Annotated in this window: 23 protein-coding genes and 2 pseudogenes; 14 read left to right on the top strand and 11 right to left on the bottom strand. The window is 65.4% G+C overall.

Annotation, left to right across the window (positions count from 1 at the left end; translation table 11 throughout):
• Positions 1-2: 2 nt before the first annotated feature.
• The 3 genes from ACEN9G_RS27450 to ACEN9G_RS27440 all read right to left on the bottom strand — a co-directional run bounded on the left by ACEN9G_RS27450 (position 3) and on the right by ACEN9G_RS27440 (position 4,618).
• Positions 3-2,387: a putative bifunctional diguanylate cyclase/phosphodiesterase gene (locus tag ACEN9G_RS27450; RefSeq protein WP_483127283.1), complete on the bottom strand. Its 2,385-nt coding sequence runs from the start codon at positions 2,385-2,387 to the stop codon at positions 3-5.
• 168 nt (positions 2,388-2,555) lie between these two features.
• Positions 2,556-3,515: a chemotaxis protein gene (locus tag ACEN9G_RS27445; protein WP_413344462.1), complete on the bottom strand. Its 960-nt coding sequence runs from the start codon at positions 3,513-3,515 to the stop codon at positions 2,556-2,558.
• Positions 3,516-3,658: 143 nt separating this feature from the next.
• Positions 3,659-4,618: an MYG1 family protein gene (locus ACEN9G_RS27440; RefSeq protein WP_413344464.1), complete on the bottom strand. Its 960-nt coding sequence runs from the start codon at positions 4,616-4,618 to the stop codon at positions 3,659-3,661.
• Positions 4,619-5,085: 467 nt separating this feature from the next.
• On the opposite strand from ACEN9G_RS27440, the gene ACEN9G_RS27435 reads away from it, so the two are divergent.
• Complete coding sequence (locus ACEN9G_RS27435) at positions 5,086-5,955, top strand: cyanophycinase (RefSeq protein ID WP_495605484.1); 870 nt, start codon at positions 5,086-5,088, stop codon at positions 5,953-5,955.
• Positions 5,956-6,120: 165 nt separating this feature from the next.
• Complete coding sequence (locus tag ACEN9G_RS27430) at positions 6,121-6,441, top strand: hypothetical protein (RefSeq protein WP_413344828.1); 321 nt, start codon at positions 6,121-6,123, stop codon at positions 6,439-6,441.
• Here ACEN9G_RS27430 and ACEN9G_RS27425 read toward each other — a convergent pair.
• Entirely contained in the window at positions 6,438-6,923 is a 486-nt protein-coding gene (locus ACEN9G_RS27425) for an Lrp/AsnC ligand binding domain-containing protein (protein WP_160410490.1), read from the bottom strand. The genes ACEN9G_RS27430 and ACEN9G_RS27425 overlap by 4 nt on opposite strands.
• 106 nt (positions 6,924-7,029) lie before the next feature.
• On the opposite strand from ACEN9G_RS27425, the gene ACEN9G_RS27420 reads away from it, so the two are divergent.
• Positions 7,030-8,334, top strand: coding sequence for a D-amino acid dehydrogenase (locus ACEN9G_RS27420; RefSeq protein WP_483127281.1), 1,305 nt, complete (start codon positions 7,030-7,032; stop codon positions 8,332-8,334).
• Positions 8,331-9,470 carry an alanine racemase gene (alr, locus tag ACEN9G_RS27415; RefSeq protein WP_483127280.1) on the top strand — a complete coding sequence of 380 codons (1,140 nt, stop codon included), beginning with the start codon at positions 8,331-8,333 and terminating at the stop codon, positions 9,468-9,470. Before ACEN9G_RS27420 ends, alr begins: the two co-directional genes overlap by 4 nt.
• 8 nt (positions 9,471-9,478) lie before the next feature.
• Here alr and ACEN9G_RS27410 read toward each other — a convergent pair whose 3' ends face one another.
• Together ACEN9G_RS27410 and ACEN9G_RS27405 are read right to left on the bottom strand one after the other, a co-directional pair.
• On the bottom strand, positions 9,479-11,461 hold the full coding sequence (locus ACEN9G_RS27410; protein WP_413344268.1) for a non-reducing end alpha-L-arabinofuranosidase family hydrolase: 1,983 nt from the start codon (positions 11,459-11,461) through the stop codon (positions 9,479-9,481).
• Between the two features lie 12 nt (positions 11,462-11,473).
• Positions 11,474-12,295, bottom strand: a complete 822-nt coding sequence (locus ACEN9G_RS27405) for a CmcJ/NvfI family oxidoreductase (RefSeq protein ID WP_413344270.1) — start codon at positions 12,293-12,295, stop codon at positions 11,474-11,476.
• 115 nt (positions 12,296-12,410) lie between these two features.
• On the opposite strand from ACEN9G_RS27405, the gene ACEN9G_RS27400 reads away from it, so the two are divergent.
• Together ACEN9G_RS27400 and ACEN9G_RS27395 are read left to right on the top strand one after the other, a co-directional pair.
• On the top strand, positions 12,411-13,322 hold the full coding sequence (locus tag ACEN9G_RS27400; RefSeq protein WP_483127279.1) for a LysR substrate-binding domain-containing protein: 912 nt from the start codon (positions 12,411-12,413) through the stop codon (positions 13,320-13,322).
• A gap of 66 nt (positions 13,323-13,388) precedes the next feature.
• A complete protein-coding gene (locus ACEN9G_RS27395) occupies positions 13,389-13,619 on the top strand; it encodes a hypothetical protein (RefSeq protein ID WP_483127278.1) in 231 nt (76 codons plus the stop codon).
• Here the strand turns inward: ACEN9G_RS27395 and nhaR are convergent.
• Positions 13,609-14,511, bottom strand: coding sequence for a transcriptional activator NhaR (gene nhaR, locus ACEN9G_RS27390; RefSeq protein ID WP_413343525.1), 903 nt, complete (start codon positions 14,509-14,511; stop codon positions 13,609-13,611). The two genes, ACEN9G_RS27395 and nhaR, sit on opposite strands and share 11 nt — an antisense overlap.
• Before the next feature lie 119 nt (positions 14,512-14,630).
• Between nhaR and ACEN9G_RS27385 the strand changes: the two genes are divergently transcribed.
• The 4 genes from ACEN9G_RS27385 (at position 14,631) to ACEN9G_RS27370 (ending at position 17,231) form a co-directional block, all read left to right on the top strand.
• Positions 14,631-15,596 (top strand): TerC family protein, encoded by a 966-nt coding sequence (locus tag ACEN9G_RS27385; protein ID WP_413343527.1) that lies wholly within the window; start codon positions 14,631-14,633, stop codon positions 15,594-15,596.
• 23 nt (positions 15,597-15,619) lie between these two features.
• Positions 15,620-16,018 carry a TerB family tellurite resistance protein gene (locus tag ACEN9G_RS27380; protein WP_413343528.1) on the top strand — a complete coding sequence of 133 codons (399 nt, stop codon included), beginning with the start codon at positions 15,620-15,622 and terminating at the stop codon, positions 16,016-16,018.
• Positions 16,019-16,096: 78 nt separating this feature from the next.
• On the top strand, positions 16,097-16,678 hold the full coding sequence (locus ACEN9G_RS27375; protein WP_413343530.1) for a DUF6058 family natural product biosynthesis protein: 582 nt from the start codon (positions 16,097-16,099) through the stop codon (positions 16,676-16,678).
• Positions 16,679-16,766: 88 nt separating this feature from the next.
• Positions 16,767-17,231, top strand: coding sequence for a carboxymuconolactone decarboxylase family protein (locus ACEN9G_RS27370; protein WP_056133496.1), 465 nt, complete (start codon positions 16,767-16,769; stop codon positions 17,229-17,231).
• On the opposite strand, the gene ACEN9G_RS27365 is transcribed toward ACEN9G_RS27370, so the two are convergent.
• Together ACEN9G_RS27365 and ACEN9G_RS27360 are read right to left on the bottom strand one after the other, a co-directional pair.
• Entirely contained in the window at positions 17,232-17,597 is a 366-nt protein-coding gene (locus tag ACEN9G_RS27365; protein WP_413343532.1) for a VOC family protein, read from the bottom strand.
• Between the two features lie 71 nt (positions 17,598-17,668).
• A complete protein-coding gene (locus ACEN9G_RS27360; RefSeq protein WP_413343534.1) occupies positions 17,669-18,526 on the bottom strand; it encodes a hypothetical protein in 858 nt (285 codons plus the stop codon).
• Positions 18,527-18,626: 100 nt separating this feature from the next.
• Here ACEN9G_RS27360 and ACEN9G_RS27355 point away from each other — a divergent pair, with 100 nt between their 5' ends.
• The 3 genes from ACEN9G_RS27355 to ACEN9G_RS27345 all read left to right on the top strand — a co-directional run bounded on the left by ACEN9G_RS27355 (position 18,627) and on the right by ACEN9G_RS27345 (position 19,847).
• The gene (locus ACEN9G_RS27355; protein ID WP_483127277.1) at positions 18,627-18,953 is read left to right on the top strand and encodes a hypothetical protein; all 327 of its coding nucleotides are present in this window, start codon (positions 18,627-18,629) and stop codon (positions 18,951-18,953) included.
• 83 nt (positions 18,954-19,036) lie between these two features.
• The gene (locus ACEN9G_RS27350) at positions 19,037-19,504 is read left to right on the top strand and encodes an SRPBCC family protein (protein ID WP_413345937.1); all 468 of its coding nucleotides are present in this window, start codon (positions 19,037-19,039) and stop codon (positions 19,502-19,504) included.
• Positions 19,491-19,847, top strand: coding sequence for an ArsR/SmtB family transcription factor (locus ACEN9G_RS27345; protein WP_413345935.1), 357 nt, complete (start codon positions 19,491-19,493; stop codon positions 19,845-19,847). The genes ACEN9G_RS27350 and ACEN9G_RS27345 overlap by 14 nt, the downstream gene beginning before the upstream one ends.
• Positions 19,848-19,870: 23 nt before the next feature.
• On the opposite strand, the pseudogene ACEN9G_RS27340 reads toward ACEN9G_RS27345, so the two are convergent.
• Positions 19,871-20,098 (bottom strand): annotated as a pseudogene (locus tag ACEN9G_RS27340) (tautomerase family protein); the annotation flags it as partial.
• 408 nt (positions 20,099-20,506) lie between these two features.
• On the opposite strand from ACEN9G_RS27340, the pseudogene ACEN9G_RS27335 reads away from it, so the two are divergent.
• Positions 20,507-21,934: pseudogene (locus ACEN9G_RS27335) on the top strand (IS1182 family transposase); the annotation flags it as partial.
• Between the two features lie 302 nt (positions 21,935-22,236).
• Here ACEN9G_RS27335 and ACEN9G_RS27330 read toward each other — a convergent pair.
• Positions 22,237-23,190 carry an aromatic alcohol reductase gene (locus ACEN9G_RS27330; protein WP_413344929.1) on the bottom strand — a complete coding sequence of 318 codons (954 nt, stop codon included), beginning with the start codon at positions 23,188-23,190 and terminating at the stop codon, positions 22,237-22,239.
• Positions 23,191-23,201 lie beyond the last annotated feature (11 nt).

The following is a 23,201-nucleotide window of genomic DNA, read 5'->3' as shown; positions in this document are numbered from 1 at the left end:
TGTCAGGCGGCCAGCACGCCCGGCACCTCGCATTGCAGGAATTTGTCGAACTCCGCCAGCGCCATCGGCCGCGCGAACAGATAGCCCTGGGCTTCGTCGCAGCGGCAGCCGCGCAGCGTCTCCATCACCTCTTCCGTCTCGATGCCTTCCGCGACCACGGTCAGGCCGAGCGCGTGCGCCATGTGGACGAGGGCCGCGACGAATTCGTCGCCATTGGGGCACTCTTCCAGGAAGAACGAGCGGTCCAGTTTCAGCACGTCGACGGGGAAGCGCTTCAGGTACGACAGGCTCGAATAACCGGTGCCGAAATCGTCCAGCGCCAGCTTCACGCCCAGGCGCTTGAGGCGGTGGAGCACGTCGACGGACTGGTCGATGTCGTCGATCAGCGCGCTCTCCGTCAGCTCCAGTTCCAGCGCGCGCGGCGCGAAACCCGTTTCGCGCAAAGCCTGTTCGACGTCGGCCACGAGCTCCGCCGACCGCAGCTGGCGCGCCGACACGTTCACCGACACGTGCAACTGCGTGCCATATTGGTCGGACAGGCGCTTGCCGACACGGCAGGCCTCGCGCAGCGCCCAGCGGCCGATCGCCTCGATGTGGCCGCGCTCTTCCGCGATCGGGATGAATTCGAGCGGCGACACTTGCCCCAGTTCGGGATGTTTCCAGCGCAGCAGGACTTCCACGCCGCGCAGGCGCCACGTGCGCACGTCGATGCGCGGCTGGTAATACAGTTCGAACTGGCCCAGCTCCAGCGCGCGCCGCAGCGCCGCCTCGACCTGCAGGCGGCGGCGCGCTTCCACGCTCATCTCCGGCTCGAAGAACTGGTACGAGCTCGCGCCCAGCGCCTTCGCCTTGTACATCGCCGTGTCCGCGTTCTGGAACAGCAGTTCGGGCGTGGCCCCGTCCTGGCCCGACAGGCTGATGCCGATCGACGCGCCCACGCACATCTCCAGCCCGTCGATGTGGAAGGGATTGGTCAGGGTCTCCAGCAGCCGCTGCGCGATGCCGGCGGCGGCGCCGCGGCCCGCGCAATGGGCCGCCACGACGAATTCGTCGCCGCCCAGCCGCGCCACGACGTCGCCCGGACGCAGGCACGACTGCAGGCGCTGGCCCACCTGGCGCAGCAGATGGTCGCCGGCCGCGTGGCCCAGTGAATCGTTGACTTCCTTGAAGCGGTTCAGGTCGATGAACAGCACGGTGGTTTCCGCCTGGCCGCGCGCCTGGCCCAGCATCGACCGCAGATGGCCGTTCAGCCACGCGCGGTTGGGCAGGCCCGTGAGGTCGTCGCGCGTGGCCAGCTGCTCCAGCCGCTCCTCCGCGCGCTTGCGGTCGGTGATGTCGTGGAAGAAGACCGACAGGCCCTCGTCGTGCGCATACACGCGCACGCTGAGCCAGACGCCTTCCGGTTCGTAGAAGGTTTCGAACGCCGCGTTCGCACGCGTCGCCATTGCCCGCCGGTAGATGACGCTGGTCTCGGTGCCGTCCAGGTCGTTCGCGACGTCCCACAACACCCTGCCGCCCGAGGTGCCAGGCTCGACGCCGACGAACACCTCGGCCAGCGTGTTGGCGTACGTGATCTCCCAGTTGCGGTTCACCGAGAAGAAGCCGTCCTCGATGCTTTCCAGGATCGTGCGCAAGCGCGCATGCGCGTCCTCGACGCGGTGCAACATCTGCCTTTCACGTGTGATGTCGCGCGATACGAGCACGGCGCCGAACACGGTGCCCGTGACCGGATCCGTCACTTTGCGCACCTTGGAGCCCAGCTCGACGTAATGGCCGTCGCGGTGCCGCTTGCGCACCACGAGCACGTCGGCGATGTCTTCACCGGCGAGGAGGCGCGCGAGCGCAGCGCCGGTGGGCGCCTGGTCGTCCGGATGGAGGAATTCGAGGACGCTGCGCCCCACCAACTGCGCCGCGTCCCAGCCCACGACGGTCGTGTACGACGGCGACACGTGGATGTAGCGGCCATCCACGCCGCAGTGCGCGATCAGGTCCATGCTGTGGTCGACGATGAGGCGATGCTCCGCCTCGCTGCGCAGCGCGCGGTCGAGGGTGGCTTTCTGCTCCGTGACGTCGGCGAAGGCGCCGGACCAGCCGGCGATCCGGCCTCCCGCCTCCATGCGCGGCAGGCCGGACACGACGATCCGGCGCACGCGGCCGTCCGCGCACGGGATGTCGACGTCACAGTGGAATGGCGCGGACCGCGCCAGCGCATCCGCGACGCGGTCCGCCGGCTGCGTGTCTGCAGCGTACAACCGTACCCAGTCCTGCAGGCGCGTCGCGACGGCGAACGGCGGCAGCGCACCGGGCCCGTGGTCGACGACCGACGTGCACACGCCTTCCGTATCCGTGGTCCAGATGCTCGCGATAAAGGATGTCGGGTGTGGCATGGGATTCTGAAAAGGTGGGAAACAGCATCCTGAGCTGTCATTATGCACCATGACTATTGCTGTAGGACAAAACCCACGCACTCAGCTTGAAGATGTTGCCCGACAACAACTCAGAAGGGCGATGCAGCACGGTGCCGGCGGCGATGCCGGCGCCGCGTGAACGAGGAATTACTGGCGCAGCAGCGTGCGCAGGGTGCGCGACAGGTCCTCGGCCGAGAACTTGGCGACGTAGGCGTCGGCGCGGACGTTCTTGACGTGTTCCTCGTTCGTCGTGCCGGACAGCGACGAGTGGATCACGACCGGCATGTTGCCGAAGCGCGCGTTCGACTTGATGTTGCGGGTCAGGGTGAAGCCATCCATTTCCGGCATCTCGAGGTCGGTCAGTACGAGGGCGACCTTGTCGTGCACGGTCTTGCCCTCGGCTTCCGCCGCGGCGGCGATATGGTTCAGCTGGTCCCAGCATTCCTTGCCGCTCTTCGTCATCACGAACGGGAGGCCCATCGCGTCGAGGCCCTGCTCGATCAGCGCGCGCGCGACGACGGAATCGTCCGCGGCCAGGATCACGGCGCCCGGCTTCAGCTTCATCTTGGCGCCGACGGCATGTTCGATGTTCTCGGTCTGCGCTTCCGGATTCAGGTTGCGCAGGATCGTCTCGACGTCGAGTACCTGGGCCAGGCGGGCCGGCTGGCCGTCCACCGCTTCCAGGCGCGCGATGCTCGTGACCATGCCGCTGCCGGCGCTCTTCTCGGCCGACATCACCTGCGTCCAGTCGAGGCGCACGATTTCTTCCACGCTCTCGACGGCGAACGCCTGCGTGGTGCGCGCGAATTCCGTCACCAGCATGATGTTCAGGCCGGTCTTGGGCGTGACGCCGGCGATGCCCGGCAAGTCGAGGACCTGGATGATCTGGCCGCGCAGGTTGACCACGCCCAGGACGTGATCGGGCGCGCCGGCCACCTTGGTGATCGTCGGCATGGCGACGATCTCGCGGATCTTGAAGACGTTAATGCCGAACAGCTCGCTGTGCTCCCCGCTGGCGTCGCCGCCGAGACGGAAAAGCAAAAGCTCGAATTTGTTCGTGCCCGTGAGGTTGCTGCGCTCGTCGACTTCCTGCTGAACCGATTTCATGTCCCATCCCAAAAAGGTTGATTCTTTTGGGAAATTCTAGACGCGAACCGCGTGTCGGTATAAAGACCAGCAAGAATCTCCGTCACATTTTAGTGATTTCGCACCAAAAAACCACACACGTTTGATGAAATCGTAACGGCTGATCACGCTGTCGAGGCCTGCGCATCCACTTCCCGCAGCGCCTGCCGCGCCATCTGGAGAATGCCTTCGAACGACTTCGCGGCGGCGATGAAGCGGCCGTTGTGGCAGAAACCGGCATCCGGCACACCCGTGACGGCGGCCAGGTCGGCATCGCGCAGGCCCGCCCAGGCGGCCGGCAGGTCGGCGCGCGCGTCGAAGCTTTCGGCGCTGACGGGCACCGTGTGGATCATGTGGCGCTGCTCGGCCAGGCTGTAGCTGATGACGAACAGCACCTTCGGCATCTCCTTGCGCACGATGGCCGTCCACGGCAGTGCGGCATTTTTCAGGTACAGCACGCGGCCGCCTTCGAGCACCTCGGCATGCCGCACCTGATCCACGGCGAGCTGCGCACCGATGCGGTACTTGACCGCATTGATCATCAGGTCCGTGAGCAGGCCCAGCACGCGCCGGAACTGCTCGTCGCGGTAGGCCTCGGCGGCCGGGCCATAGCCGAGCCGCTGCTCGTCGAGCCAGTTCGGGTTGAAGCCGGAGACGATCGCGGACAGGCCATAGCTGCCCGGCGCGTTGCGGGCCGCGCCCACGTCGGAGAGGTCGAGGTATTGCACGACGTCCGCATCGATCGCATACGCCATCTGCTGGGCGCCCTCCTCCGACAATCTGTAGCCCGCGTGCCGTTCGGCCAGCAGCGCCACGCAGCGCGCGCCGTATTCGCGCCACACGAGGCCGGCGCTGGCATAGGGTACGCCGCTGACGCGGGCGCCGTCGAAGCCCTTCTGGTGGTGGTCGAAGCGGCCCGCGGCCGGGTTCCACTCGCCGCCCACGTCGATGGCGACGTCGGCCCGCGCGATGATGGCGGGGTCGCGCGTGCGGACGAGCTCCGCGTCCGGATACAACAACAGCAGCACGGCTACCGCCCACGCGTCGTCCGCGTGGAATTTACCGCTGTGGGTCACGATCAACATACTGGCTCCAGTCTGAATGCATACCCCGATGATACCGGCTTTGGCCGCAAGGCCGGGCACGGGTATCATGCTTCCTATTCCCATCCGCATCGAGACGACCCCCATGGCGATCCGTTTTCCGACCCTGCCCCTCGCTTTCGTACTGAGCCTCGGCCTGGCGCCGGCCGCCGCGCGCGCGGACGCGCAGGCACCCGCGGGCGCCGCGAAGGGCTCGCTCGTGATCGCGGGCGGCGCGCTGCGGGCCGACAACGCCCCCGTGTGGAAGAAGATCGTCGAGCTTGCCGGCGGCCGCGGCGCGCGCATCGCCGTGTTCCCGACGGCGGCCGGCAACCCGGAGCGCTCCGGCCGCCTGACGGCCGAGATCCTCGGCCAGCTACGGCGCCCGCCCGTTCGTCGTACCGCTGGCCGCCGGGCTGGCCGGTACCGACGCGCGCCGCGCCGCCGACGACCCGCAACTGGCGGCCAGCGTGCGGTCGGCCGGGGGCGCGTTCTTCACGGGCGGCGACCAGGGCCGCATCACGGCCGCGCTGCGCCACGCCGACGGCGGCAACAGCGCCGTGCTGGACGCGCTGTGGGACCTGTACCGGCGCGGCGGCGTCATCGCGGGCACGAGCGCCGGCGCCGCCATCATGAGCAAGACGATGTTCTACGAAGGCCGCGCCCCGCTGCCCACGCTGCGCGACGGCATCACGGACGGCCGCGACATCGCGCCGGGCCTCGGCTTCATCGGCGACGAGGTGTTCGTCGACCAGCATTTGCTGATCCGCGGCCGCTTCGCCCGCATGCTGCCCGCGATGCTCGCCAAGCACTACAAACTCGGCCTCGGCATCGACGAGAACACGGCGGCCGTCGTCGCACCGGACCGGTCGATCGCCGTCATCGGCTACAAGGGCGCGCTGCTGCTCGACCTCGGCCAGGCCAGCGTGGATGCCGCGCGCACCGGCTTCAACGTCACGGGTGCCCGCATCAGCTACCTCGACAGCGGCGACCGCTACGACCCGGCCAGCGGCCGCTTCACGCCCGGTCCGGACAAGGAAAGAGTCGACCCGGCCGACCCGTCGTACCGGGGCCCGCTGTTCGCCGCCGACATCCTCGGCAACACGGCCGTCGCCGACCTGCTGATGAAGCTGTGCGACAGCGACCAGGCCCGCGCAACGGGCATCGCGTTCGGCGACCCGGCCGGCGCCGCGGCCGACCGCGGCTTCGAATTCACTTTTACGCGCACGCCGGAGAGCGAGGGCTGGACGTCGAACCGGGCCGATACCTATTCCGTGTACCGGGTGCGGATGGACGTGCGGCCGGTGAAGCTGGCGTTGCCGCTGTATCGGGCGGAATGAAACGCCGTACTTGTCGCTGACCCGGGTTTGACCACCTGGTTCAGCGTCCAGCACGTGACGCCATGCCGAGTACTGATATTTCCATGTGGAAATGTTAGTATACCGGGGTTCCATTGATTGCGGCGCGCCAGCATCGCGTCACCGCAAGTTTCCCCGGAAGTTAGTATGTCGGTAAAAAGAAACGATTCTGATAGCCCCGCCCGCTTCAACTATCTGGTCTGTCTCGACCTCATCGTCGTGGCCTGCATCCTGGTCGTGGCCGGCCGGCCGGACGGCCTGGCGATCACGGTCAGCGCGATCATCATTGCCGGGGCCGCGGTCATCTATCGCTGCGCGGTCGGGGTGACGTCCTATATGTCGGCCAAGCCCGCGAAGCCGCACGCGGATCCACGCCAGGTGGAGCGCGATTTCATCGCCACCACGCCGGTGGAAAGCCCCATCGTGGCCCGCTCCAGGTCGAAGTCGTGGCTGCGCGACGGCGACTAGCGCGCGATCGACACGGCCAGCGTCTCCTTGACCTCTTCCATCACGACATAACTCTTCGACTGGCCGCCGTCCGCCACATGCAGGATCTCGCCCAGTAATCTCCGGTACTCCGTCATTTCCGGAATGCGCGCCTTGATCAGGTAGTCGAAATCGCCGGACACGAGGTGGCATTCCATCACCTCGGGAATCGCCAGCATCGCCCGGCGGAAGCGCTCGAACGCCTGCTCCGACTTCTGGCGCAGCGTGATTTCCACGAACACGAGGACCTGCAGCCCCAGCGCCCGCGGCGCCACACGCGCATGGTAGCCGGCGATGACGCCGTCGCGCTCCATGCGCTTGACCCGCTCGATGCACGGCGTCAGCGACAGGCCGACGCGCTCGGCCAGGTCCTTCATCACGATGCGGCCGTCGTCCTGCAGGATGGAGAGGATGTGCAGGTCGATGCGGTCCAGCACACGGTTCGAGTCTTTTTGCACGCGCATGATTTTTCACTGAAAAGTTAATGGCAAACCGAAACAATTATCGCATTCCTACCACTACAATAAAAACATCTTCTAATTCTAGAATAACAGAGACACAAGGAAAACTATGCGCGTCATCGTACTCGGCAGCGGCGTGGTCGGCGTGACCACCGCTTATTACCTGGCCAAGGCCGGCCACGACGTTACCGTGATCGACCGTCAACCGGGTCCGGCCCTCGAAACCAGCTTCGCCAACGCAGGCCAGATCTCGCCGGGCTATGCGTCGCCGTGGGCGGCGCCGGGCATTCCGCTGAAGGCGTTCAAATGGCTGTTCCAGCGCCACGCGCCGCTGGCGATCCAGCCTGACGGCTCCCTGTTCCAGCTCCAGTGGATGTGGGAGATGTACCGGAACTGCGACGCCGGCCGCTACGCCGTCAACAAGGAACGCATGGTACGCCTGGCAGAATATAGCCGCGATCGCATCCGTGCGCTCCGTGCCGAGACGGGCATTGCCTACGAAGGCCGCCAGCAGGGCACCTTGCAGCTGTTCCGCACGCAGGCCCAGTTCGACGGCGCCGCGAAGGACATCGAGGTGCTCAAGGAAGCCGGCGTGGCATTCGAAGTGCTGGGCCGCGAACAGCTCGCACTGGCCGAGCCGGCACTCGGCAACGTGCGCAACAAGCTGGTCGGCGGCCTGCGCCTGCCGAACGACGAGACGGGCGACTGCCAGCTGTTCACGACGCGCCTCGCGCAGATGGCGCGCGACCTCGGCGTGCGCTTCCAGTTCGACACCGCGATCGAGCGCCTCGACATCGCCAATGGCCAGATCGTTGGCGTGCAGACGAGGAAAGGACAGGAGCGAGGCCGGGTGACGGCGGACCGCTACGTGCTGGCACTGGGCAGCTATTCGCGCCTGCTGCTGAAGGATCAATTCCGCGTCCCGGTCTATCCGCTCAAGGGCTATTCGATCACCGTGCCGATCGTCGATGCGGCCAGGGCACCGGTCTCCACGATCCTCGACGAGACCTACAAGATTGCCGTGACCCGCTTCGACGACCGCATCCGCGTCGGCGGCATGGCAGAGATCGCGGGCTACAGCAAGGTGTTGAATCCGCGCCGGCGCGAGACGCTGGAACTCGTCGTCAACGACCTGTTCCCGGGCGGCGGCGACGTGGCGCGCGCCACGTTCTGGACGGGCCTGCGTCCGATGACGCCGGACAGCACCCCGATCGTGGGCGCGACGCCGCTGAAGAACCTGTTCCTCAACACGGGCCACGGCACGCTGGGCTGGACGATGGCGTGCGGCTCGGCCAGCGTCATCGCCGACCTGGTGAGCGGCAAGGTCCCGGCCATCCACGCCGACGACCTGGCCGTGTTCCGCTATGCCGGCACCCGGACCGCGAACGTGCGCGCGGAGCTGGCCAAGGCATGAACGCGGTCGCCCATCCCTCGCACATCGTCTCCCCGGCCCACGCCGCCCGTGCCGGCGCCGTCCTGACGATCGACCTGGACGCCATCGCGGCGAATTACCGCCTGCTGGCGCAACGCGCGGGCGGCGCCGTCGTCGCCGGCGTGATGAAGGCCGATGCCTATGGTCTCGGCATGGCGCGCGTGGCGCCCGCGCTCGTGCGCGCGGGCTGCCGCGTGTTCTTCACGGCCCACGTCGACGAAGGCATCGGCCTGCGCGACATCGTCCCGCCCGACAGCACCATCTACGTCCTGCATGGCCCGCCGCCCGGTACCGCCGCCGACTTCCTCGCACACGGCTTGACGCCGGTGCTGAACGACCCGGGCCAGGTGCGCGAATGGAGCGCCCTGTGCGCACGCGTCGGCCGCCGTCTCGCGGCCGCGGTGCAGGTCGACAGCGGCATGTCGCGCATGGGCCTCGCGCCCGCCGATCTCGCCGCGCTGGGCGAACCGCGCGACTGGCTCGCCGCGTTCGACCCGGTCCTGCTGATGAGCCACCTGGCCTGCGCGGACGTGCCGGACCACCCGATGAACGAGTACCAGCGCCTGCGCTTCGACGCCATCCGCGCGCAGTTTCCCGCCATGCCCGCGAGCCTCGCGAATTCGTCGGCCGTCTTCCTCGGGCCCGATTTCCATTACGGCCTCGCGCGCCCCGGCGCCGCGCTGTACGGCATCAATCCCCAGCCGGGCGGTGTGAACCCGCTGCGCCAGGCCGTATCGCTGGACGCACGCATCGTGCAGGTACGGACGATCGAAGCCGGCGCCGCCGTCGGCTATGGCGCGCGCTATGTGGCAGAGGGTACGCGCCGCATCGCCACCATCGCCATCGGCTATGCGGACGGCTGGCTGCGCGCCCTGTCCGGCCGCGGCAGCGCGTATATCGACGGCGTGCGCGTGCCGGTCGCGGGCACCGTGTCGATGGACAGCATCACGCTGGACGTCACCGGCATTCCGGACGCGCGCCTGCAGCCGGGCATGACCGTCGAACTGCTCGGGCCGCACCAGCATGTCGACGTCGTCGCGGCGGAGGCCGGGACGATCGGCTACGAAGTGCTGACGCGGATGGGTGCGCGGTTCGAGCGGCGTTACTTGGGCGGGTAGTCGAAGCCCTACCGGCGGCAGAGCGCGCTCACCGGATTGTCGCCTTTCGCGGTGATGACACCAAGGCGATACGGCAGCTTGATGTAATCGTCCACGCGCACTTTCGGGTCATTGCCCTGGAAAAGATATTCGAGAGGTCGGCAAGGATCGATCGTCATCGTCTGATCGGCATTCGTCCGGATCATTTCACCGTGCGAGATGCCTTCGGACCACAGCGGTTCGACGTTATCGCTACCGGCGAATGTATTCATCGGCGCGGACGAAAACGGTTCCCATTTTCCGTCCAGGCGATCGCTCTTCCAGATGCGGAAGTAGCGCCCTTTCGGCGAGATTGCCTCCACCAGCGTGATGTACGTATTCGAATTCGCGATCCGGTATGTATTGCTGGCCTCGAATACATCCTCGGTTTTTTCGCTGATCACCGCGACGGTATTGCGGAAGCCGTTCGGGAACTCGCTCAACCCCGTTTCCGAGCGCAGCAAGCGCCCATGGTCATCGGTATTGAACAGATAGCATTTCTTGTCGTCGCAGATCACCCAGAAGTCCAGCCAGCCCTGCCCTTGCGGTGGCTTGATGATGTCCGGAACAACGGAAAAGAACGGTTTCGGGGCGCTCCACGACATCGGATCGCCGATATCGTCCGACGTCGAATACAGCGGGTCGCCGCCCTGGTAGACGAGATACCATTTCTTCTGCGGCGCGAAATAGAATACTTGCGGCGCGGCGCGGTAACCCGGGCCCATCGGGGATTTGTCGAGCGGGACGATCTTTGCCGACGCCGCTTCCGTCCATTTCCCGAAGCTCGTGTACGCGAGCCCCCAGCCTTTGGAGCCGGCGGTCGTCATGAACACGTGATATTTTCCGTTCACGTACACGATCGACGGGTCTTTTACACCGTAAATCGTCTGGCCTGCAGCCGGTTGAGGCGATATCAGCGGTGCGCTCGACGTCCAGTTGAACGTCGACTTTGCAGGCGCCTGTACGGGCTCGGCGGCACTGTTCGCCAGGACAGCGGCGAATGTCGCCCCGAGAATGCACTTCCCAAGTTTCATGGTGTTCCTATTGTTGGCACGTTGAATGATGCAAGCGGTCGCGGGAGATTGTATGCTATGGATCGAATGCCAAAAATCGCGGAAACGCATGTTTTCCGCCAATCGTGCCAATGAAATTGTCCGATCGGGGCGGCAGAGATGAAGCAGGACGACATCAATGAGATCGAATGGCGTAATCCGGCCAACTGGACCTGGCGCGGCCCGCTCGGCCTGTATTCCAGCAAGCGCGACACGCGCCTGCTGGTCCCCAAGGCCACGCCGATGATGGGTTGGACGCTCAACTTCGGGCACCCCGGCTGGGCCGGCGTCCTGGTTGCCCTCGCGGCCCTGGCGCTCGTCCTGGCGGTGGCGCAGCGCTTGTTCCCGTAGCGCGTCCTCGAGCCGGTCGTTCCCCCAGAACATCTCGTCGCCCGCGAAGAACGTGGGCGCGCCGAAGATGCCGCGGGCCTGGGCCGCCGCCGTGCGCGCATGGAGTGCGGACTTGCACGCGTCCGACCGCGCCGCCTCGATGACCGCACGGCTCTCCACGTCAAGCCCGGCAAGAATGGCGCCGATGACCGCCTCGTCGCCGATGTCCCGGTCATCCGCGAAATTGGCCAGCATGACCTGCTCGCAGAATGCGAATTCCCACGCCGTCCCCTCCCCCTGCAACGCGACCCGCGCCGCCAGCAGCCCGTTGCGCGGAAAGACGGACGGGCGCCGCCAGCGCAAGCCGTATTTTGCGCACTGCCGCTCCATGTCGCGCCACACATAGCGCCCCTTGGCCTCTTGCAGCACGAACGGCGACGTCTCCCACCCCTGCGCCTTGAAGATCGGCCCGAGCAGGAATGGCCTGGGCACCACCCGCACACCCGCAGCGGCCGCGAGACCACGAATCCGCATCATGCCCAGGTAGCTGTAATTGCTGCCGAAGTCGAACCAGAATTCGATCGTATGCATGTACGGCTCCTGTCAGTCGAAGATGAGAAGGCAGCGGATCTCGATGCTCTCGCGCGGCGGCGTGCCGGGCGGCGTGTCCGGATGGGCGAACGCGGCGTGCGGCGTAAAGCATGGCATGCCGTCCAGGGAATCGTACTGCTTGAACACCAGCACCTCGTCGAACCGCATCGCAGGAAAATACGTCCACGCGTGGGCCGGGTTGTGCAGCACTTCGAAGATCTCGCCGGTGCGGGTCGGGTAGACGATGTCCGCCGCCACCAGATCCGACCGTGCCACGGTGCGCGCATCGCAGACCGCCAGCGGCGCGTCCAGTACCGGCAGCCTTGTCGTGCGCCACAGATTGACGATCGCGTGGCGCGGGGCCGACCGGATGCCGTGCGCTTCCATCTCGAGCGCCAGCCTGCGCTGCGCCGACGCCGGCGTGAAGTCGCAATGGACGCGCGTGGCGCTGCTGGGACGCTGGCCGTCGCGCGCGCCGAACGGCGCCAGGATTCCGGGATCGCGCCGGCGTACGAGGTGATCGAACACGATGGCGCGGCTGGCCCCGGTGACGGCGCGCGCCAGTGCCTCCATCTCGCGGTAGTACACGCGCTCTATGGCGTCGCGCCCGGCGAACGACGGCATCGCGCTCGGAGCGCTGCACAGCTGGAAGCCTTCACGGTCGAGCGCGGGCGGATCGCCGGCGGCGCGGCCGTCGCGGATCGTCACGGGCATGGATGCGTAATCGCCGGTGTCCCATGCATGCCCGCCGGGCGGCGCGAGCATCCAGGTGACGGGTTTGCGGTCTGCGCTTTGCAGGTACTCGAGTGTCGCGTCGACGGTGGCCGGATGCATGCTGGGTCCTTGGATGAAGTGGCGAAGAATCTTCATTACAAGCTGTCGCGGCGTGCCCTTCAAACGTTTAAAATGACCGTATCGCATGCCGAATCGGCATGTCAGGAACCTGCCCATGCCGAACCGCCTGATCGACCTGCCGCCACTGGATCTGCTGCGCACCTTCGTCGCAGTGGGCCGCCGCATGAGCATCACGCTGGCCGCGCAGGACTTGTGCATCGTGCAGTCCGCCGTCAGCCGCCAGATCCAGGCACTGGAAGCGACCCTCGGCTGCCGCCTGTTCGTGCGCGGGTATCGCAGCATCGAGTTCACGCCCGAGGGCCGGCACCTGTTCCGGAATGCCGATCCGATGCTGGAACAGCTGGGGTCCGTGATCGGTACGCTGCGTCCTCCCGCCGAGCGGCCGTGCATCACGATCACGGCCACCATCGGCGTCACCGCGCTCTGGCTGCTGCCCCGGCTGGGCGCCTTCCAGCGCGGAGCGCCCGACATCGACGTGCGCGTCGCCGCCACCAATCGCGTGATGGACCTGGAGCGCGACGGCATGGACCTCGCCCTCCGCTATTGCCCCGACGCGGCGGCGCCGGGCGGCGCGGTCCGCCTATTCAGCGAGATCCTCGTGCCCGTGGCGCACCCGTCGCTGGGCGTGACTGCCATCGAGGAGCCGGCCCAGTTGCGCCGGCATGTGCTGATCGATTACGACGACAGTTCGCGGCCCTGGCTGCAGTGGAAGCACTGGCTGCGCGGCGCCGGCCACAAGACGGGGACGTCCGGCAACGGCCGCCTGCTCTTCAACCAGTACGACCAGGTGGTGCAGGCGGCGCTGGCCGGACAGGGCGTCGCGCTCGGCCGCCTGGCGCTGGTCGGCAACCTGCTCGCGGACGGCAAGCTCGCGCTGGCCACGGCGCGGCCGCCCGTGACGACCGATCACGGCTACTGGCTGCTGGCGCGGCCCGGCGCGGACAGCCGCGCGCTGCCGGCAGTGCGGGACTGGATTCTTGCGGAGGCCGCGGCGACAAATCGATGACAGATTTCATGCGATATCGCGACTATATTGGCGAGACCCAAACCAAAAAACCAAGGACTACCAGGCATGCTGAAACATCTCCTGAGCGCCGCCGCAGCGGCATGCGTGCTGGCCGGCTGCGCCGCGGCGCCGACCAGCGACGGCCCGCAACTCTCGCGCGAAGACCGCGAAGCCCCCACCGGCAGCATGCTGCCGCGCCGGCACCAGACCGGCACACCCCAGGTGATCAACAAGGACCAGATCGACACTAACCAGATCCTGAACCCGGGCGCCACCCAGCCGCACATCAAGCCCTGAACAGCATGTCCCGCGCGAGCGCGCCGATCGCGACCGTGGCCGGATGGCTCATGCGCCGTTCGGTCGTGATCGCGTAGACCTGCTCGACCACCGCATCGACCGTACCGAGCGCGGCGACCTGGTACTGGTCGCACACCTGCGCCGCGATCACCGTCGGCGCGAAGAACACCCCTGCTCCCGACTGGCCGAATGCCTGCATCATCGCGCTGTCGTCGAACTCGCCGATGACCCGGACGTGGATGTCGGCGCTGTCGAGCCAGTGCAGCAGACGGCCCCGGATCGCGACATCCTCGCCGGGGAACAGGACCGGCGCATTGTCTAGGCACGCCGGAAAATCGGGCCCCAGCCGGGCCGCCAGGTCGGCGGTGGCGAACGCCGTCATCGAACTTTCCCCCAGCAGGTGGTTGTAGGCGCGCACGCTGAAGTGCGCGGGGATCGTCCGGTCCGCGATGACGAGGTCGAGACGGTGCACGGCCAGGTCGGCCAGCAGGTTGTCGAGGCGGCCTTCGCGGCATACGAGCCTGACCGGCTCCTCCAGCTTCAGGGCCGGCTCCACGAGCCTGCACGCGATGAGTTTCGAGACCGAATCGGCGCAGCCCACGCGAAACGGCTGCGGCGACGCGAGCCGGCTGTTCCGCACGAGTTCCAGCAATTCATCCCCGGCCGTGAAAATCTGTTCGGCCGAGCGGGCAATGCGCCGGCCGGCCTCCGTCAACTCGAGGTTGCGCCCGGCGCGCCGGAACAGTTGCACCCCCAGCGTGGCCGCGAACTCGGACAGCTGCCCCGAGATCGCGTGTGGCGTCAGGTGGAGCTGCGCGGCGGCCGTGGCGATGCTGCCCGTCTTTGCCACCATCCAGAAGTAGCGCAAATGCTTGTAGTTGAGTGAGCTCATGGCGTTCGAATACATCGAAAAATTCGATGAATGATGAAAGATAACACGATTAGTCCGATCTTTAACCGGCGTCTATAGTGAACGTTCAAATCAACGGCAACGATGACCGGAGGGCGATGATGAACGGAATCGAGACTATTGCGAGCGGCCCGATGTGGGCCGGTTTCGTCGGGTTCGTGTTGGTGATGCTCGCGCTGGACTTGTTCGTGTTCGGCGGCAACAAGGCGCACAAGGTGGGCGTGAAGGAAGCGGGCCTGTGGTCGATCGCATGGGTCAGCATGGCGCTGCTGTTCAACGGCGGCCTGTGGTGGTACCTGAAGACGACGGTCGGCGCCGACGTGGCCGACCAGAAGGCGCTCGAATTCCTGTCCGGCTACCTCATCGAAAAGGCGCTCTCGGTCGATAACATCTTCGTGTTCCTGATGATCTTCACCGCCTTCCAGGTACCCCAGCAATACCAGCGCCGGGTGCTCGTCTACGGCGTCCTCGGCGCCATCGTCATGCGCGCCGTCATGATCGGCGCCGGCGCGTGGGTCGTGAGCGAATTCAGCTGGGTGCTGTACGTGTTCGGCGCCTTCCTGCTGCTGACGGGCATGCGCATGCTGGTCGCGGCCGACAAGGAACCGGACGTCAAGCAGAGTCCCGTGATGCGCTTCGCGCGCAAGCACCTGCGCGTGGCGGAAGGCGACCATGGCGAGAAATTCTTCGTGGCCGCAAACGGGCTCCGCTACGTCACGCCGCTGTTCCTCGTGCTGCTGCTGATCGAAGCGACGGACCTGATCTTCGCGGTGGACTCGATCCCGGCGATCTTCGCCATCACGACGGACCCGTTCATCGTCTTCACGTCAAACCTGTTCGCGATCCTGGGCTTGCGTGCCCTGTACTTCCTGCTCGTCGACATGGCCGATCGTTTCCACCTGCTGAAGTACGGCCTGGCGATGGTGCTGACCTTCATCGGCACGAAGATGCTGATCATGCCCTGGTATCACATGCCGGTGCAGGCGTCGCTGACCGTCGTCGCCGTGCTCATTGCCGGCAGTTGTATCGCCAGCCTGTTCGTCGCGCGCAAGCACGACGCCAACTAACGTCTTTTTACTGGAGAACCGAAATGCGCTCATACCCCAAGAACAGCCCCCGCGCCGCCGGCCGCCTGCTGGCCCTGACGATGATCGTGGACGGCAACGTCGCCCTCAGCGAGCTGAAGGCGGTCTACCGTTCGCGGATCCTGGAGCACATCGCGCTGGAGGACGACGAGTTCGACGCCGTCCTGCACGAGTTGTGCAACGACCTGCTCGCGACGGCGCACCACGGCAACGTGCACGTCGACACGGCGACGATCGACGCCTTCCTCGACGACGTCGATGCGCCCGAACTGCGCCGCAACCTGCTCGGCGCCATGTGGCGCCTCGCCGATGCCGACGGCTGGCTGGCGGACGCGGAAGCCGTCGTGCTGAACCGGGCCGCGATCCGCTGGGGCGCCGAATCGGGCTTCGTCACCGCGCACTGACCCCGGGGCCTGCATGTGCAAGCGGATGCTTCGGCCGCGGCCGAAGCGTCGCGGGCCGGCTCCCGCTAGCATGGGCGCATGGAACTCATCGACTACCTGCACACCCATTTCCTCACCCGCGCGCAGCTGCTCGCGGCCTGCGCCACCGACGGTGCCCGCCTGGAAGCGTTCACGGCCGCGGGTACGATGCCCGCGCCGTCGTACCGGCTTCGGGTCCGCATCGATTGCACGTCGTACTTCGGCGACCACGCGGAAGACCACGCGCTCGACTGGTTTGCCAAAGGCTATGTCGAGTGGCTCCATGTGCTGCTGGATGGCGCCCAGGATCCGTACAGGCTGTTCGCGGCGCGCTACCGGGCCGCGCTGCACGCCCTGCCCCGGTTCGACATGGAAGCGACGGACGAGCACCTGCGCAGCGAATGGCAGCACTTCATCGCGGGCACATACGGCCTGTGCACGCGCTCCGGCCTGCCCGAGGACATCGCGGCGAAGGAGCTGGCGATTCACGTCATCCGGGCGCTGACCGATGACGGCCGGGTGCTCGACGCGGATGAGCGGGAACGGCTGGCCTGGGCGCGCGCCCTGCTGGACCGCGCGAGCAGCCCGTTCGCCCCGCACGAACGGGCACGCAGCTCGCGCGCGCGATACGGTTTGAAATAATTCGCGGTACCTGTCACAAAGCCGGGAGCCGTTCCGTCTAATGGTTAGAGGGCTGCATGTCGCAGCCCCGCCAACGAAAGGAACCATCATGTCGCACGCTGCCCGCATCAACCTGTTCACCCTGGCCCCGTCCGCGCTGAAAGCCATGGTCAACCTGTCCCAGACCGTCAAGCAGGGCGCGCTGGGCCCGCGCCTCGTGGAACTCGTCAACCTGCGCGTCTCGCAGCAGAACGGCTGCGGCGTCTGCGTCGACATGCACTGGCGCGACCTGATCAAGCAGGGCGCCGACCCGCGCCACCTGAACAGCGTGGCCGCCTGGCGCGAATCGCCGTTCTTCAGCGAACGCGAACGGGCCGCGCTGGCTTGGGCCGACGCCGTCAATGCCCTGCCCCACCGCGACGACACGGACGCTGCCTGGCCCGCACTGCGCGAACATTTCAGCGAGGGCGAGATCGCGGAACTGGGCTATACGATCGCCGTCATCCGGGGCTGGAACGCGATCAACCTGTCGCTGCGCAACCCGATCCCGGTCGAGCCGCCGGCCGGCATGTAATCAGCGCACGGCGGCGGGGTCGAACAGCGGATTCTCGATGAGGCCGAGGACGTTGCCGAACGGGTCCTGCAATTCCGCCACCTTGATGCCCTCGCCCACCTCCTGGATCGCCGCGTGGACGGCGGCGCCGAGGCCGACGATGCGTTCGACCTCGGCCGCGATGTCGTCCACGCCCCAGAACGTCGTCGACCCCGTGGTGCCCGGCGTGCCGTCCGGGACGAGCCCAAGCTCGAACCCGCCGATGGCGAAACCGACGTAGAACGGCTGGTCGAAATAAGGCTGGACGCCGAACACGTCGGCGAACCAGGCTTTGGCGCGGCCGAGATCGGCCACGGGATAGGTCACGGTGCGCAATCCTTTGATCATGGTGTCTCCTGTCGTAAAGGCGTCATGATGCCCGATTCGCGCGGCCGTGGATTGGAAAAATGGAAAGCGGATCAGAGCAAGGCGTCGATCTGCGGCGTGATCTGCGCCTGCAGGCCGACGAGATCGACCATCGTGCCCTGGCCGTGCGCGACGGCCGTGTAGATGCCGTCGCCGTTCCCGTCATGAAAAACCTCGTAGTAGGCGTGATTGCCGCGGGTGATCGTCTCCACGACATAGCCCGCGGCCGCCTGCGCGTACGTGACGGTGGAACCCAGGTGGACGTCGACCGCCGTGCCGTCCGGCTTGACCGTCCGGGCCCCCGTGACCGTAACGCCGTCGAACGTGAAGCGCATGCGTTCGTACGGCTCGACATCCAGCGCCGTCGCCGCCGTCCCCACGGGCACCACGGTCAGCGTTTCCGACGCGAGCTTGTACGTCGTACCGTCCGTCGTCGTGTACGTCAGCGTCTCCAGCGTATTGCCGCGGATGGCCGTTTCCGTGACGGCGCTGCCGGCGACCGTGAACACGCTCGCGGCCAGGTCGCCGACGGCCACGTCGTGGGTCCATCCCGACGTGCCGAACGTCTGGGTCATGCCCGTCACGGCGCCAGCGGCCACCGTGAAACCGTAGGTCGGCGTGTTCGCGGCGGTCGTGTCGAAGCTGCGCACTTCCTGCGTCAGGTGATACAGGGCGGCGTCGGTCGCGTCCACCGACCAGGTCAGCGTCGCCGTGGCCGCGCCGCGGGTCAGCGTCTCCGTGACGGTGCCGGTGCCGACGGTGAACGTCGCGTCGGCGGGCAGGCTGGCTGCGATGGTCCGGCTGCCGATCACGTGTTCGAGGCCGGTGACCTGGCCATCGGTGATCGTGAACCTGACGTCGGTGGTTGCCAGTTCGTCGGCCAGGCGGCCGGCCGGGGGATGGTCGCGCATAGGGGGCTCCTTTCATATCCGGGATGGTGCGAAAAGGATAAGGCGCTCGTCTGTAAAATGGCGTTAAGACCCATCCTCACAAGTGTTACCAGATATTGCGATGCCCACCCAACACCTCGTCACACCCGACGGCCGCTATTTCGTCGTCGCGGGCCGCCTCTGGCGCATGAGCGATCCGGACCTCGATCCGGCCACGCGGCAGGCGCTCGTCGACCGCCTGATGCGCGCGCGGCGCGCCGTCGGCGCCGCGAAGAAGGCGGGAGACGCGCAGGCGGAGCGGCATGCGCGCGATGACGTCGACGCGGCGAAGCGCGCCCTCGGCGAGCGCGGCCCCGCGTGGTGGACGGACGGCGCGCCCGATTACAACCGGCGGCTCGTCGCCAACACGCCGTACGCGGACTGGTACGCCGCGCTTCATCTTCCGTGAGTTGCGTATTCGCGCATGCTGTCCTACACTGCGTAATAAGCAACCATCTGGTTGCATATTAAAACGCGACAAGGAGAGCCATCATGGAGCACACATCCGAAACGGACCGCATCGAACGCAGCATCGTCATCGACGCGCCGCGCGCAAAAGTGTGGGACGCGCTGGCCGACGCCGAGGCCTTCGGCAACTGGTTCGGCGCCGACCTGAAGGGCCAGACGTTCGCACCGGGCCAGCGTGCACGCGGGAACATCACCTACCCGGGCTACGAACACCTCCATTTCGACGTGCTCATCGACCGCATGCAGCCGCTCGAACTGCTGTCCTTCCGCTGGCATCCCTACGCGATCGATCCCGCCGTCGACTACAGCGCGGAACAGCCGACGCTCGTCACGTTCACGCTCGCCGACGCCGGAAACAACCGTACTTTGCTGACGATCGTGGAATCGGGCTTCGACAACGTCCCGCCACACCGGCGGCTGGAGGCATTCCGCATGAACGGCGCCGGCTGGGATGCGCAGCTGACGAACATCGTCCGCCATGTCGCGGCCTGATGCCGCGCTGCGCGACCTGGTCGATGCCGGTCCGGCGCTGGCGAACGTGTTCGCGGCGCTGGGAGACGCCACGCGGCTGACGCTCGTCGCGGCCCTGTGCGCGGGCGGCGCCCTCTCGATCGCGCAACTGACCGCCAGCACGCACATCAGCCGGCAGGGTGTGACCAAGCATATGCAGGTCCTCGCCCAGGCCGGTATCGTCCACGACGTCAAGGTCGGACGGGAGCGGAGATGGACGCTGGACACGGCGCAGCTGGACGCCGCCAGGCGCACGCTGGAAGTCATCGGCCGTGAGTGGGACGTCGCCCTGGCGCGGCTCAAGGCGTTCGTCGAATCGGGATGACCTGGCAGGCGCAATCCGCGGTGATACCGGTATTCCTGGGTATGCCCGCCGTGGCCGTAGGAAGCGGCGCGGACGTCCCGCACGCAGATGTAGCTTTCCTCGTGCACCTTCCCCAGGATGCCGGCGAAGCCGTCGAACGCTTCCCGGATGTACCGCGCCTTGTCGTCCTTCGTATTCGTCTCGTCGGTGATCTTGATGTCGAAGTAGAAGCTGCTCTTGCCGTGCTCCGTGAGCGACTTGCCGCCGACGATCGTGCTCGCGCAGCCGTCGGAGGACTGCCTCGACACGCTGCCAAACGCCAGCTTTCGTCCACTCGTGGAGCCGGCACCAACAAGTCACGCCACTGCCGCAGCCGGGTTCGCGTGGCACCTATTCCCACGGTATCCCGGTTAGGGTCGCGCGATCGTTGATACGTGGCCGTCCGCCCTTCGGCGATCTGCTGTGAATCGGGAGATGCGCTGCTGCGAACGACCAAAGGTCTTCGGGGAGAAGTGCTTGGGCCATGGCGTCAGTCCGTCTGGGAACACGGCCGCGATCTTCGCTGCAGAACTACGGCCGTGTAAGTCCGCTATCGACCCAGGCTGTGTAAAAACGTAGGCCGGTGTAAACGAAACGGGTCCGGTAAACGTTGAGGAAGTATCTCATCACTGGGGTGCCAAATGAAGCGCTTTATCGAAGGCGAAGATCGCGGGCAAGGGACTTTACTTCCCGAGCATTTGGACGACTACGTGGCTGAAGACAATCCGGTTCGCGTGATCGATGTGTTCGTTGAAGAACTTGACCTCGCGGGCCTCGGTTTTGAGCGCGTACATCCAGCGAAAACAGGCCGACCGGCCTACCATCCAGCTGTTCTTCTCAAGCTCTACATCTATGGTTACCTGAATCGTATCCAGTCGAGTCGGCGGCTCGAGCGAGAAGCTCAGCGCAACATCGAACTGATGTGGCTGACAGGTCGCCTGACACCCGACTTCAAAACGATTGCGAACTTTCGAAAAGACAATGGCAAGGCCATTCGCAATGTCTGCCGGCAGTTCGTCATCTTGTGTCAGCAGCTCGATCTGTTTTCGGATGCCGTCGTCGCCATCGACGGAAGCAAATTCAAGGCGGTCAACAGCAGCGACCGCAATTTCACTGATGCCAAACTGAAGCGCCGGATGGAAGAAATTGAGTCGAACATCATCCGTTATTTGGCAGAGCTCGACACGGCCGACCGGCGAGAACCCGCAGCAGCACAACCGAAGCGCGTTCGTCTCAACGACAAAATCGCCGCACTAAAATCGCAGATGGCGACGTTGAAGGAAATCGAAGCGAAGCTGACAGAGACTGGCGAAACGCAAATTTCACTGACCGATCCAGATGCCCGTTCGATGATCACGCGAGGTGCGGGCATCGTGGGCTACAACGTGCAGACTGTTGTCGACGCCAAGCATCATTTGATCATCGAGCACGAAGTAACCAACATCGGCAATGATCGCGATCAGCTGTCGGGTATGGCCAAGAAGGCACGTACGGTAATCGGCACGCCAATACTTACCGCAATTGCCGACCGTGGCTACTTCAAGGGTGAAGAAATTCTGGCCTGTCATGAGGCCGGAATCTTTGCTTTGGTGCCGCCGACGAAGACGTCCGGCGCCAAGGCCGACGGGCGATTCGACAAGGCCGATTTCATTTATGATCCGCAAAAGGACGAGTACCGCTGTCCGGCAGGCGAAGCACTGATCTGGCGCTTTGCGAGCGTCGAAAAAGGTATGAAGAACCACCGGTACTGGAGCTCGAATTGCAAGGGATGTCCGCTCAAGGAAAAGTGCACGCCGAGCGCGCAACGACGTGTGACGCGCTGGGAGCACCAGGACGTACTCGACGATATGCAAGCTCGTCTTGAACAAAGTCCAGATGCCATGCGAATTCGACGCTCCACGGTCGAGCATCCGTACGGCACGATCAAAGCCTGGATGGGATCGGCACACTTCCTGACGAAGGGATTGGACCGCGTGAAGACCGAGATGAGCCTGCATGTGCTCGCCTATAATTTCAGGCGCTTGATGGCGATTCTGGGCATGGCGAGCATGATGAATGCGATCAGGGCGTTTGCCCGCTATCCGCAGTTATACCAGAGGCTCTGGGCGGGTTTCCTGCCAACCCCGATGAAAACACCGAAAAGAAGCTGGGGCGTCTCGCGGCGCTTTCCGATGCTTTGCAATTAGTCCTGGCTCGTGTAACCGAGCTCCCAGGCTTCGGTTTCGCGTTTTTACACGGCCTGGACCCGAAGCGGACTGTAGCAGTCAGCCTATCCTGGACACTACGTTGAGTTGCACTAGCTCAGACTTGAACTCACACGACGGTCGCTGACGATAGCTGTCGATGCCCTCACCTAGCCCATGAACGACGATTACTTGCTGCGGCCGGAAACCAGGTTCGTATTGATCCACGATGCCACGTCGGTAACCACGAGGCCGCGTTGGCTGTTGAACGTGCCACGCTTGTCCCAAGCGACGCCCCGTCCTTGAGCGAAGGCTGCACGATACTTGCGCATCATATTGTTCGGCTCGCGTGCCAGTTCGTCCAGCAAATACTCCTCGCTCCAAACCGATCGACTAAAGGGTCGGCCGAGGGAGGACTCCAGTTTGTCCGCAACTTCGCCATAAGTCACAGTATCGCCGGCCAGGAAGACAATCTCGTTCCGGATGCGAGGCGTAGCGAACAAGACCTCAGCAGTCAAGACTCCGATATCATCGGGGGTCGTCACGGTCACAGCAGTGCTTAGACTGCCCAGAGCATGGATTGAATTGTCTTGCAAGTCTACAACGCCGAATTCGGGCTCGAACAGATAGCTCATAAACATGCCAGTTGAGATAATGACCCATTCGGTCATGTGCTGACTGCGCAAAAGCTCACGCACGTCCAACTGCGCATCGAAAATGTCCTGCGGACTGCCCCGTCCAATCACGTCAAAGTCGACGCCGAATTGCCACGGGAAATACCTTGGAATTCGCGCCTGCAGGGCAGCCCGGGCCAACTTCATTGGTGTGTCGACACCAGCCGCGTATCCCGCGCAACCGACGACGGTGTCATAGCGCGCGAACACCACGGCGAGCTCATCGATGGAGCTCTTTACCAGATCGCCTATCACGATCTCAATCCCGAGGTCCCTGATCTCCGAGATATCACGCTGCTTGTCCTTAGAGTTTGACTCAACGGCACTTGCACGCAGCAGGACGCTGATCTTCACCCCATTGATTGCCTTTGCGCGGTTCGCGAGACTGCGCAGCACTGGCAGGCCGAGTTCGCCGGCACCGAGCACGAGAATGTTTTGAGATGTGGCGTTAGGATCTGCTAGGTTCATCGTAAGCGTTG

The sequence above is a fragment of the Massilia sp. Masssp94 genome (assembly GCF_059491305.1).
This window is presented reverse-complemented; position numbering and strand designations above follow the sequence as displayed.